Raw genomic sequence first — 12,100 nt, 5'->3', positions numbered from 1 at the left:
ATTATTAAAAACCCGAAGTTTCTAGGTTATGCCGCAAAGTACAAAAAAATAGCTAGCTTAGAATAAATTTTAAAGGGAAATTACACCTTCCACCTTTTCGCCTACTTCCTTGTATTTGGCAATGACAGCATCAGGGTTTTTCATTCTAACATTAACAGAAACACTGGTATATTTACCATTTTTAGATGGTCTTGTATTAATTACTGCACCTGTATGATTAAATAGTGCCTTTACTTCTTCTATTTTTGAAGTCTCAGAAACGACTATGAATTTGTACAAGTATTCTGTTGGCCAAAGGGCTGTATCTTGTAGTTGTGTCTTAAGTTTTTTATAAAACGCATCTGATTTTTTATTCTTGTCCATTATCTATTTTTATAAATGCAAAGATACATCTTACTTTACATTTTTGGTTTTAATAATTTATAACGATTTTTACTGCAAAAATACTGCCAATTTGAGTCCAAAGAAAATCGTAATTACAGGTGGTCCTGGTACCGGAAAATCATCCATAATAAATCACCTTAAAAATCGTGGTTTCTTGTGCTATGATGAAATCTCGAGAGAGGTTACTCTAAATGCAAGAAGGGATGGCATAGATCAACTTTTTTTAACAGAACCATTGCTGTTTAGCGAAAAGCTTTTGGAAGGACGTTTAAAACAATATAACGAGGCTTCTAATGAAACTGCTAGTGCTGTTTTTTTAGACAGAGGCCTTCCAGACATTTTGGCCTACATGGATTATATAGGAGATAAATACCCTCAATACTTCATAGATGCATCAAAAAACAATCGCTATAGCCATGTTTTTGTTTTAGCACCATGGCAAGAGATTTTTACTAGCGATAGTGAACGTTATGAAAATTTTGAGCAGGCCATAGAAATTCACCATCATTTATTAAAAACCTATATGAAATTTGGCTATCAACTCATTGATGTTCCTTTTGAAAGTATAGAAAAGCGCACAGACTTTATCTTAGAGGTCTTAAATTTGTAGTAATGCATCCTATTGAAGTTTTAGAACGTTACTGGAGTTATACTTCTTTTAGACCCTTACAAGAAGACATAATCAATTCTGTATTGGCAAATGAAGATACTTTTGCTTTGTTGCCAACTGGTGGTGGAAAATCCATTTGTTTTCAGATTCCTGCTTTAATGAAAGAAGGCATTTGCATTGTGGTTTCACCGCTTATTGCCTTAATGAAAGATCAGGTTAATACGCTAAAACAAAAAGGCATTAAAGCTATTGCGTTAACATCTGGCATGTCTTATAAAGATATAGATACACAGTTAGACAACTGTATTTACGGTAACTATAAGTTCTTATATCTTTCGCCAGAGCGCTTACAGCAGCCTCTAGTAAAAGAGCGTTTGCAACTTATGCAAGTAAATTTAATAGCTGTAGATGAAGCACACTGTATTAGTCAATGGGGAAATGATTTTAGACCAGCTTATAAGCATATTTCAATTCTAAGAGAACTTCATCCTCAAGTGAATTGTATTGCATTAACCGCATCTGCCAAATACAGCATTATAGACGATATTGTTTCTAATTTAGATTTTGTTGCTCCAAAAATATTTAAAGCTTCTTTTACACGAAAAAATATTTCTTACCAAGTTATTAAAACAGAAGACAAATTGTTTCAGTTAAAACATACGTTAAGTAAAAACCCAGAAAGTTCTATAATCTATGTTAGAAACAGACGTGCTACAAAAGACATAAGTAACTATCTAGAGGCACAAGGTTTTTCATCTACATTTTACCATGGTGGCATTACAAACAAAGAAAAAAATGAAAGATTACAATTGTGGCTAAGTGAGCAGAAACTCATCATGGTAGCAACTACGGCTTTTGGCATGGGGATTGATAAACCTAACGTAAAAAACGTTATACATTACAATTTACCCGAAAGTTTAGAGAGTTATTACCAAGAAGCAGGGAGAGCTGGCAGAAATGGAAAATTAGCAAATGCTATTATATTAAAACAAAATATAGATGAAGAACATTTAAAAAGTCAATTTTTGAATACTTTACCGTCTTCAGACTATGTAAAAACCATCTATAAAAAGCTGTGTAACTATTTTCAAATTGCATACGGTGATGGAGAAAACAGTACGTTTCATTTCGATTTTAAAACGTTTTGTAACACCTATAAGCTTAATCTTAGTCTTACTTACAACACACTAACACTTTTAGACAGAAACTCAATCATTGTATTAACACAACACTTTAACTTTAAGACAAAGATTCAGTTTTTAATTTCTAACCATCAATTATTTCAATATTTAGAGCGGCATTTAGATTTTAATACGCTTATAAAAGTACTGCTTCGTACCTATGGTGGTATTTTTGATTACGACACAAAAGTTAATCTAAATCTTGTTACTGAAAAATCTAGCATGCCGGAGAAGAAGGTTATTGAGCAACTAAAACAATTAGAAAAGGATGAAGTTATTAGTTTAGAAATGGCTAATACAGACTCTGAAATTACATTTTTAAAACCTCGTGAAGATAGTATCACTATAAATCCCATAATAAAAACCATAGAACAACATCACCAACTAAAACACCAACAAATAGAAGCAGTAGTAAACTATATAAACAATGATACCATATGTAGAAACCGACAGTTGCTTGCTTACTTTGGAGAAAAAATAACTAAAAATTGTGGTTTGTGTTCGGTTTGTCTTCAAAAGACAACACACCTACAAACTAAAACCAACAATAATGTTGCTGACAAAATTCTAAAAGCATTAGAAAAAGAAGATTTATCCTCACGCCAATTATTACTAACTATTAGCTGTACACAAAGCGAGCTATTAGAGACTCTTAAAATGCTAATAGCAACCAAAAAGATTATTATTACAAATTCTAACACTTACGCAATACTATGACAAAAAAACGCGACTTACGAATTGTTTTTATGGGAACTCCAGATTTTGCAGTTGCCACTTTAAAAGCACTTTTAGAAAATGATTACAATGTGGTTGGAGTAATTACAGCTCCAGATCGTAAAGCTGGTCGTGGTCAAAAATTAAAGGCTTCTGCAGTAAAAGAATTTGCATTAGAGCACAACCTAAATATTCTTCAACCTACAAATCTTAAAGCCCAATCTTTTATTGAAGAATTAAAAGCACTTAATGCCAACTTACAAATTATTGTTGCTTTTAGGATGTTACCTAAAGTTGTTTGGCAAATGCCAGAGTATGGTACATTTAACCTACACGCATCTTTATTACCACAATACAGAGGAGCAGCACCAATACATTGGGCCATTATAAATGGTGAGAAGAAAACCGGAGTCACCACATTCTTTATAGATGAAAAAATTGATACAGGCGCCATAATACTAAGTGAAGAAACAGGTATTATTGAAAACACTACAGTTGGAGAGCTACATGATGAACTCATGACTATAGGAAGTAATCTTGTGGTAAAAACAGTACAACTCATTGAAACAGGTGAGGTAACCACAACCATTCAACCAAAATCAGAAGATTTAAAAACCGCTTACAAACTTAATCGCGATAACTGCAAAATAGATTGGACATCTAATTTAGATACCATTTACAACAAGATAAGAGGACTAAATCCTTTTCCGACAGCTTGGTGCTATCTAGATAATGCAGAAAAAGATCTACTAGCTATTAAACTATACGATGTAGAAAAAGAATACCAAGCACATAATTTTGAAGCTGGACAAATTTTTATTGACAAAACAGAACTAAAAGTTTCATGCCAAGGAGGTTATATAAAAGTGAACGAAATGCAGTTACCTGGAAAACGAAAAATGGATACAAAATCACTTTTAAACGGTTTTGAATTTTCTAAAAATGCTAAACTCTTGTAAAGCCCTACCATCATTGAGATAGTGAAAAATCCGATAAAACGCATTGCTTTATTAACAAATAGTGTAATTTATCAACAAAATCGCCGATTTCCCTTGCTATTACTTGCGTGGCTTAATATTACTGATAAATTTGTGTATAGATTTTTAAAAATTAATTTTTTAAAAACTAAATATTTAACAATTTAAATTTAAAATTTATGAACAAAACAGATTTAATCAATGGTATGGCAGAGAATGCTGGAATTACAAAAGCTGCTGCTAAAAAAGCATTAGATTCTATGCTAATTGATATCGAAGGAGCTTTACAAAAAGGAAATAGAGTTTCTTTAGTAGGATTTGGATCTTGGTCAGTTTCTAGAAGAGCTGCCAGAGATGGAAGAAACCCACAAACTGGTAAAACTATTAAGATTAAAGCTAAAAATGTAGTAAAATTTAAGGCAGGTTCTGACTTAAGCAACGCTGTAAACTAAAACATTTTTTCTTAAAATATCAAGCCTGCTAAAATTAGCAGGCTTTTTTTTACCCCAATTTTAATAGCTTTAAGTTGTTTAAGTGACAAAAATATTCTAGATTTAATTATCATTTATAGGATATTTAAAAAATGACTAAACCCGAAAAAGGCAATTTATTAATCGCAGAGCCATCTATAATAGGCGACATATCCTTTAATAGGGCTGTGATTCTCTTAGCAGACCATAACGCGTTGGGATCTGTTGGGTTTATACTAAACAAACCTCTAGAATATAATTTAAAAGACCTTATTGAAGGAACAGAATCAGAATTTATAATATATAATGGTGGCCCTGTAGAACAAGATAATCTATACTTTATCCATAAATCACCAGAACTAATTCCTAATAGTGTAGAAATATCTAATGGTATTTTTTGGGGAGGAGACTTTACCGTAGTTTTAGACCTTATTAATAGTAATAAAATTACCAAGAATGATATAAGGTTCTTTTTAGGCTATTCAGGCTGGGCTGAGCAGCAATTAGATAACGAATTAGAGTCTAATGCGTGGCTTGTATCCGAAAATATTTATAACAACGAAATTATTGCAAAGTCCTGTAATTCTTTTTGGCGCGAAAAAATGTTAGAGCTCGGTGGTGAATATAAAATATGGTCTAATGCGCCCGAAAACCCAAGCTATAATTAAGCTCCTAGCCTTATTTTTGCATTCAAATTGTTAGCAAGTTTTTTTGCAAAATCGTTACTATAAGTCTTCTTACGATACTTTTTTATTGGTACTATACCTTTAATTACATTTGTGATAAACAATTCGTCCGCTTTTTGAAGTTCAAAAGGGCTAATTGAAGCTTCTTCTACAAAAAGATTTACATCCTTAGATAAAATTTCTAAAATCTGCTTTCGCATTATACCTTTTAAACATCCATCTTCAAGAGGTGGAGTTTTAACTTTATCTCCCTTTACTAAAAATAAATTCCCGTTTAAAGCTTCTATCACAGACTTATTGGTATTGAGTACCAAACAATTTTCTAAATCATTTTCCTTGGCATAAATGCTTCCCATTATTTGGATTGCTTTATTGTTGTTTTTTAAGCCAGAAAGCAATCCTGGTGCAACAAAAAAGTCTTTATATAAATCAACTTCGTAGGATTGGTTATCCTTAACTATATAAAATGCCTCCTCAAAAGTTTCTGCTGTAATATTGAAGTTTACTTTAGATGCTTCGCTTGGTAAATACCTACCACCTTCCCCTCTATCAACATTTAATCGTACTCTTGCAGACGTATTATGTAGGTTGCTTGCCTCAATCGTTTTGAGAATTTCTGCCTCTAAAAATTCCATAGTAAAATTCATAGGAATATCCATACGCATTATGCGCATCGATGCCATAAGCCTAAAGTAATGGTCTTCCCAAAAAAATATTTTACCATTAACAACTTTTAAAGTTTCAAAAAGTGCATCACCGTACTTGTAGCCTCTATTTTCTGATGTGAATAAAGCATTATCAGGGTCAATTAGGTTTCCGTTAAAATTTACCATAAAAAAGTCTCGATTTAGTTTTAAATTAAACCGAGACAAATATATAATAGTTGTGTTAGTTACAGGTTATCGCGAGCCTAAAACTTGTTTAAGACTAGAGATTTGATTATCCCAAAGCATTTTGCCTTCATCTATCTCATCTTCTTCAGCAAAATCTGTTATCATAAGAGATACATCTTTTGTGATTTCGTCTACTTGTATTCTAATTTCAAAATAATAACTCGCACCATCTTCTTCGTCGCTTAACCAACGAAACTTTACGCGTTCTCCACTTTTTTTTGTCAATAATTTTGCTTGTTCTTCAGATCCATCCCAAATAAAAGTAAACAATTCTCCTCTAGAATTCACATTGTCGGCAAACCACTCCGAAAGGCCTGAAGGTGTAGATATATACTGGTAAATCAACGATGGAGATGCTTGTATTACAAACTCCATTTCATATTTTTCTTTATCGTCCATAGAAGCATTTAATTATTTGTTCAATATATGCAATTATGATACAATTCAAAACTTTAGATAAAAAATATTTTTTAGAATGTATTGTTTGTGGTACTAGATTTTGTTTTTATATTTGCAACCGCAAAAATGGCGAGGTAGCTCAGTTGGTTAGAGCGTCGGATTCATAACCCGGAGGTCTCGAGTTCAAATCTCGATCTCGCTACTAGTAGATAAATCACCCAAAATTTACGGTTTAGTTCACGCTAAGCCGTTTTTTTATTCATCTAGTTTGTGATTTAATGACGTCTTAAACACAAAAACAGAAATAACAATAGTAATGTTTTAACAACGGTTATAACCAATTATTAGCTATAATATTTCAGTAAAATCTGTGAGAAAACCAACCTATAACCTACGATAACACCTATAGTGTCAGTCACTCAAAAGGTTCTCATGCCATTTAAAATTATACAATAGTAGAAACTTAAATAGTGTTAGAAAGCTTGCGTTCGTTTTGACTTAGCTAGTTTTTTTTAATCAAATAAACACTCATCTTCTATCAGAGAATCAATGTGTTAAAAATTATTATTTAGAATTGTTATAAATAATTTTGTAAATAAAGAATTGATAAATATTTTTGCGTCCTAATTCACTATTTATATCAAGTCTAAATAAATACAAATGAAAAATCTATTACCTACATTAGCCATCCTACTATTTACAAATTTAATTTTATCTCAAAGCGGCACAGTTACTGGAACTGTAAAAGACTACAATCAAAACCCTCTTTATGGTGTAAATGTTACTTTACAGAACACAACCAAGGGTACACAAACCAATGAAAATGGTTACTTTGAAATTAATACTCTAGAGAAAGGTAATTATATTCTTTCGGTTTCTCATATCGGTTTTAAAACAAAAGAAATTCCTATCTCAGTAACCAATAATCAAACCTTAGAACTAGAACCAATAATTCTCTATGAGGGAAATGAAATTTTAAATGAGGTGGTCATCCAAGGCGAGCGTCGCAACAAATTCTCAAGAAAAAAAACGGCTTATGTTGCTAAACTTCCTCTAAAAGACATAGAAAACACACAAGTATACAGTACAGTCACCAACGAAATTTTAAAATCACAGATCGTTACAAATTTTGATGATGCACTAAAAAATGCAACTGGTGTTGAGCAATTGTGGACATCTACAGGTCGTGGTGGCGACGGTGCTGGTTATTATTCGCTTAGAGGGTTTTCTGTTCAGCCTCAACTGGTAAACGGTCTACCTGGTCTAACAAACGGAACAATAAATCCTGCAAACATTGAGCGTATTGAGGTATTAAAAGGGCCTTCTGCCACATTGTTTGGAAATGCCGTAAGCTCTTATGGTGGCCTCATAAACGTTGTTACCAAAAAACCTTATGTAGGTACAGGCGGTGAGTTATCTTTTACTTCTGGGACTTATGGACTAAACCAAATTGTTGGAGATTTTAATACTGCGTTGAGCAAAAAAGATAATTTATATTTTAGGTTAAATACCGCTTATACAACAGAACAAAGTTTTCAAGACGCTGGCTTTAGAACATCTTTTTTTATAGCACCATCGTTATCGTATAGAGTAAACAATAGACTTTCGTTCTCTTTTTACGGAGAAATTACCCAAGCAGAGCAAACAAACCCTACGTTTTTATTTCTAAATAGAAGCGCACCAACAGTCGCATCAAATCTTAATGAACTCAATTATAACAACAAACTATCATTTACAAGCAATGACTTAACCTTACAAAACCCTACTCAGAATTATAGAATTGAAATGGATTATAAAATATCCGATACATGGCAATCTCAAACCCTACTTTCAAAAAGTTTCACATCAACAAAGGGATATTACTCGTACCTTTTTGATTTTGGTATTTTAGAAGGTAATACATATTCTCGTTTTATTAACAGACAGAATGCAAATACCCAAACAACAGACATTCAGCAAAACTTTATAGGAGATTTTAACATCGGCGCGTTAAGAAATAGAATGGTTGTTGGTATCGACTATTTTAATCAAACACAGACAGATAACAGTACAGGATATGCGTTTTACGGAAATGTAACACCAGACGGAAACCTAAACGGTGATAATCCTTTTACTCCAGATGTTGAAGATGACTTATTCCCGCTATCAACATCGGGTGTTGATGCTGTACTGGCATCGCAAGGAGTAGCTAATATAAAGTCTAAATATCATATTTACAGTGTATATGTATCTGACGTTATCAATTTTACGGATAACTTCTCTGCAATGATGGGTATAAGGTTAGACCATTTTGATAATGAAGGTGATCTATCTGATAGCGATGACGATTTTAATCAAACCACCTTTTCACCAAAATTAGGATTATTGTATCAGCCCATAAAAGATAAACTATCAGTGTTTGGAAACTACCAAAATGGTTTTACCAATGTGGCACCGCAATTAGTGGGCAACCCTGATGATGGTCCACAAACTCTAAAGACCTTTGACCCAGAACAAGCCAATCAACTTGAGTTTGGAATTAAAACAAACCTCTTTAATAACCGCCTAAATGCAACCATAAGTTATTACGATATTAAGGTAAAAGACCGAGTTATAACAGATCCTTCGTCGCCCTTTAATAGAATTCAAGGTGGTGAAGTAGTTAGCAAAGGTTTTGAAATTGAAATAAATGCCAACCCAATAAAAGGACTCAATATTAGAGCTGGCTATAGTAATAACGACAGCGAAACTACCAAATCAGACAATACAGAAATACTAAATAGAAGACCACTTGAAGCTGGACCAGAAACACTTTATAACTTTTGGGCAAATTATGAATTTCAAGATGGAAAATTAGATGGTTTTGGAATTGGATTAGGATTTAATGGCGCAAGTGAGCGTCTTGCAATTAACTATGCCTCTACCGGAGAGTTTATCTTACCAAGTTACACCATTGCAAACGCAACCGTTTTTTATCAGGCAGATAAATATAGAATCGGGTTAAAATTAAATAATGCCTTTAATAAGGAATACTACAAAGGATGGACCACCATAAATCCCCAACAACCAAGAGCATTATTGGCAAACATTTCATATCTATTTTAATTATTTCCGTAAAAAGAGCAAGACAATAAATTGTTCTTGCTCTTTTCTTAAACTCTTATCAATGACCTTTAAAAAGATCATATTTCAGCTACATAAAATATTAGGCCTTATTACAGGTCTCGTGGTATTTATAGTGGCAATTACAGGATGCTGCTGGACTTTTAAAGACGAAATTGAAAGCTTATACGACGATTATAAAAACGTCTCACCACAGAACCAACCCATTATAACACCAACTGAGGCAAGAGAAATAGCTAAAGAGATTTTTCCCAATAATACAGTGCACGGAACACTTTTTAAGAAAAGTGATGAGGCTATAGAAGTTATATTTTACGACGCTGAACCAGAGTTTTACCAAAGCGTCTTCTTAAATCCATACTCTGGTAAGGTGATTCAGATAGATGACCACCTTTCAGGTTTTTTTGCATTTGTTTTAAAGGGCCACATGCGCCTTTGGCTGCCCAAAGCAATTGGCGAGCAAGTTGTAGGAGCTTCAATCTTAGTTTTTATTTTAATTATTTTGTCGGGTTTCATTTTATGGCTACCCAAAAAACGTAAAAATCTTAAGCAACGCTTAAGATTTGATTGGAAAAAAACCACACGCTGGAAACGTAAAAACTTTGATCTACATACTGTTATAGGATTTTATATTTGTTCGTTGGCATTGATTTTAGCATTTACCGGCTCCATGATGTCCTACAACTGGCTAAAATATATAGTGTATAAAACTGCTAGTGGCCAAAAAAATGTGCATTTTATTGTGCCAAAAAATCTGAGCAATATTAATGAAAAAGACAGTGAAGTACCAATAGATCATTTAATTTATAAACTCAAAAAAGAAAATCCAAATGCTGAGAGCTTTGAAATACATTACCCCAAAACAAAAGAAGAAAGTATCTATGTAGAAGTTTCTAACAGTAAAGGGTTATATTATGATTCAGATTTTAGGTTTTTCGATCAAAACACTTTAGAGGAAATTGAAACGCCAAGTATTTATGGAAAATATAAAAATGCCCAATTAGCTGATAAAATACTGCGTATGAATTATGACATACACATAGGCGCAATAGGAGGAATAGCCGGAAAGATTATTGCTTTTTTAGTTAGCTTATTAACAGCAAGTTTACCAATTACAGGTGTTTTGCTATGGTATGGACGAAACTATAAAAAGAAGAAAGTTATAAAAAGCATCTAAGTTTAGTGCGCCTCTATTCTATTACATACGTTTTTGTTGATGTAAATTAAAATTGAAACGATAGTATATAAAAAAAACGGTCTAGAATCTGCTAAACCGTTTTTTTTTATTTATACAATTTAAGTCTGATTACTCCCAAAATTCCTCGATCTCTTCCAAGGATTTTCCTTTGGTTTCTGGAATAAACTTATAAGTTAAAAAGATAATTACAAGAATAAAGGCTATAAAAATAAAGTATGGCATTGAGCCATTCCAAGGTGCGCTGTTGTTGGCCTCACTTTCCATTACCATCGGAAACGTCTGTGATACCAAACCATTTGCAGCCCATTGTGCTGCTACGGCTACAGACATGGCAACACTTCGCATTTTATTAGGGAACATTTCTGATAATATCACCCAAACTACAGGTCCCATGGACAAAGCAAAAGAAGCGATAAATACTAAAACACCAATTAAAGATACCAAGCCTACTGCATTTTGTTGCAATGAAACTCCTAATAACAAGAACCCTACAATCATACCAATAGAACCAATATACAATAATGGTTTTCTACCGTATTTATCAACAGTAAACATCGCCACAAACGTAAATACCAAATTAACAAATGCTAACAATATTTGTTGAGCCAATACATCCTCTTTTCCAAAACCTAAAGCCTTTTCAAATATATCTGCTCCGTAATATAGTACCGCATTAATTCCTGTAAACTGTTGTAACATAGAAAGTGCAGTACCAATGATTATAATTATAAGAATTGCCTTTGATAAATAATTAACTTTTTCTTTGTTGTTATTAGTTTCTAAAGATTCTTTAATCTCTTTAATTTCGTTTTTTGCCTGAACTTCACCATGAACTTTATTCAAAATCCTCAAGGCTGCATCATCATCTCCTTTTAATGCCAACCAACGTGGACTCTTAGGAACAAGAAACAGGAGCACTAAAAACAGGATACTTGGTATAAGTTCAGACCAAAACATGCGTCTCCAGCCAAATTGAATATTTTGTGCTTCGGTTAAGTTATTACCTATAAAATAAGTAGCTAAAAACACTACAAAAAAGCCTACCACAATAGCTAGTTGGTAGTACGTTACCATTTTTCCTCTAATGTTACTTGGTGCAATTTCGGCTATGTACATAGGTGCATTCATCGAAGCTATACCAATTCCCAATCCACCAATAATCCTAAAAACGATAAGCACCGTTATAGTTTCAGGCAACATTTCTGGTAGTCCAGAACCCCAAGCTGATACAGAGAATAGTATCGCTGAAATAATTAACGACCACTTGCGCCCTATTTTTATACTTAAGGGTCCGGCAATAATGGCACCAAAAAAACAACCCCAAAGTGCACTGCTCACAACTAAACCTTTCATTGTTGGGTCAAATTCAAAATACTTACTCAAATAAAATTGTGCGCCATTAATTACACCAGTATCATAACCAAATAGCAAACCACCAAGGGCCGAAATTGCTGTAATTAGCAGTAAAAATGTCTTCTTATTCATT

The 12,100-nt window shown here is 33.1% G+C and carries 11 protein-coding genes and 1 tRNA gene; 8 read left to right on the top strand and 4 right to left on the bottom strand.

The features are described 5' to 3' along the window. Positions 1 to 69: 69 nt before the first annotated feature. Positions 70 to 363, bottom strand: coding sequence for a DUF493 family protein (locus BWZ20_RS14465; RefSeq protein ID WP_076620992.1), 294 nt, complete (start codon positions 361 to 363; stop codon positions 70 to 72). Positions 364 to 454: 91 nt separating this feature from the next. Between BWZ20_RS14465 and BWZ20_RS14460 the strand changes: the two genes are divergently transcribed. The 5 genes from BWZ20_RS14460 (at position 455) to BWZ20_RS14440 (ending at position 5,004) form a co-directional block, all read left to right on the top strand. Beyond that, positions 455 to 994: an AAA family ATPase gene (locus BWZ20_RS14460; protein ID WP_076621382.1), complete on the top strand. Its 540-nt coding sequence runs from the start codon at positions 455 to 457 to the stop codon at positions 992 to 994. 2 nt (positions 995 to 996) lie between these two features. Beyond that, entirely contained in the window at positions 997 to 2,892 is a 1,896-nt protein-coding gene (locus BWZ20_RS14455; protein WP_076620990.1) for an ATP-dependent DNA helicase RecQ, read from the top strand. Beyond that, positions 2,889 to 3,848, top strand: a complete 960-nt coding sequence (gene fmt, locus BWZ20_RS14450; protein WP_076620988.1) for a methionyl-tRNA formyltransferase — start codon at positions 2,889 to 2,891, stop codon at positions 3,846 to 3,848. Before BWZ20_RS14455 ends, fmt begins: the two co-directional genes overlap by 4 nt. A gap of 197 nt (positions 3,849 to 4,045) precedes the next feature. Continuing rightward, positions 4,046 to 4,318, top strand: coding sequence for an HU family DNA-binding protein (locus tag BWZ20_RS14445; RefSeq protein ID WP_076620986.1), 273 nt, complete (start codon positions 4,046 to 4,048; stop codon positions 4,316 to 4,318). A gap of 131 nt (positions 4,319 to 4,449) precedes the next feature. Beyond that, on the top strand, positions 4,450 to 5,004 hold the full coding sequence (locus BWZ20_RS14440; RefSeq protein ID WP_076620984.1) for a YqgE/AlgH family protein: 555 nt from the start codon (positions 4,450 to 4,452) through the stop codon (positions 5,002 to 5,004). Here the strand turns inward: BWZ20_RS14440 and BWZ20_RS14435 are convergent. Both BWZ20_RS14435 and BWZ20_RS14430 read right to left on the bottom strand, forming a co-directional pair. Next, entirely contained in the window at positions 5,001 to 5,855 is an 855-nt protein-coding gene (locus BWZ20_RS14435; RefSeq protein ID WP_076620982.1) for an aminotransferase class IV, read from the bottom strand. The genes BWZ20_RS14440 and BWZ20_RS14435 overlap by 4 nt on opposite strands. 66 nt (positions 5,856 to 5,921) lie before the next feature. Continuing rightward, positions 5,922 to 6,314, bottom strand: a complete 393-nt coding sequence (locus tag BWZ20_RS14430) for an START-like domain-containing protein (RefSeq protein ID WP_076620980.1) — start codon at positions 6,312 to 6,314, stop codon at positions 5,922 to 5,924. A gap of 128 nt (positions 6,315 to 6,442) precedes the next feature. Here BWZ20_RS14430 and BWZ20_RS14425 point away from each other — a divergent pair. From BWZ20_RS14425 to BWZ20_RS14415, 3 genes are all read left to right on the top strand, one after another. Then, positions 6,443 to 6,516: transfer RNA gene (locus BWZ20_RS14425), tRNA-Met, on the top strand. 458 nt (positions 6,517 to 6,974) lie between these two features. After that, entirely contained in the window at positions 6,975 to 9,398 is a 2,424-nt protein-coding gene (locus tag BWZ20_RS14420) for a TonB-dependent receptor (protein WP_076620978.1), read from the top strand. Positions 9,399 to 9,459: 61 nt separating this feature from the next. Beyond that, positions 9,460 to 10,593, top strand: a complete 1,134-nt coding sequence (locus tag BWZ20_RS14415) for a PepSY-associated TM helix domain-containing protein (RefSeq protein ID WP_076620976.1) — start codon at positions 9,460 to 9,462, stop codon at positions 10,591 to 10,593. Positions 10,594 to 10,722: 129 nt separating this feature from the next. Here BWZ20_RS14415 and BWZ20_RS14410 read toward each other — a convergent pair whose 3' ends face one another. Further along, complete coding sequence (locus BWZ20_RS14410) at positions 10,723 to 12,099, bottom strand: sugar porter family MFS transporter (RefSeq protein WP_076620974.1); 1,377 nt, start codon at positions 12,097 to 12,099, stop codon at positions 10,723 to 10,725. Position 12,100: the final 1 nt, after the last annotated feature.

Source organism: Winogradskyella sp. J14-2 (assembly GCF_001971725.1).
GTDB lineage: Bacteria > Bacteroidota > Bacteroidia > Flavobacteriales > Flavobacteriaceae > Winogradskyella.
The sequence above is the reverse complement of the archived record's forward strand: the minus strand, read 5'-3'. Positions and strand labels throughout refer to the sequence as shown.

Excerpts from the sequence above, each read along its gene's own strand:
- BWZ20_RS14420 (WP_076620978.1), top strand. The coding sequence starts at position 6,975 with ATGAAAAATCTATTACCTACATTAGCCATCCTACTATTTACAAATTTA.
- BWZ20_RS14465 (WP_076620992.1), bottom strand. The coding sequence starts at position 363 with ATGGACAAGAATAAAAAATCAGATGCGTTTTATAAAAAACTTAAGACA.
- BWZ20_RS14435 (WP_076620982.1), bottom strand. The coding sequence starts at position 5,855 with ATGGTAAATTTTAACGGAAACCTAATTGACCCTGATAATGCTTTATTC.
- BWZ20_RS14415 (WP_076620976.1), top strand. The coding sequence starts at position 9,460 with ATGACCTTTAAAAAGATCATATTTCAGCTACATAAAATATTAGGCCTT.
- BWZ20_RS14430 (WP_076620980.1), bottom strand. The coding sequence starts at position 6,314 with ATGGACGATAAAGAAAAATATGAAATGGAGTTTGTAATACAAGCATCT.
- BWZ20_RS14455 (WP_076620990.1), top strand. The coding sequence starts at position 997 with ATGCATCCTATTGAAGTTTTAGAACGTTACTGGAGTTATACTTCTTTT.
- BWZ20_RS14445 (WP_076620986.1), top strand. The coding sequence starts at position 4,046 with ATGAACAAAACAGATTTAATCAATGGTATGGCAGAGAATGCTGGAATT.
- BWZ20_RS14410 (WP_076620974.1), bottom strand. The coding sequence starts at position 12,099 with ATGAATAAGAAGACATTTTTACTGCTAATTACAGCAATTTCGGCCCTT.
- fmt (WP_076620988.1), top strand. The coding sequence starts at position 2,889 with ATGACAAAAAAACGCGACTTACGAATTGTTTTTATGGGAACTCCAGAT.
- BWZ20_RS14440 (WP_076620984.1), top strand. The coding sequence starts at position 4,450 with ATGACTAAACCCGAAAAAGGCAATTTATTAATCGCAGAGCCATCTATA.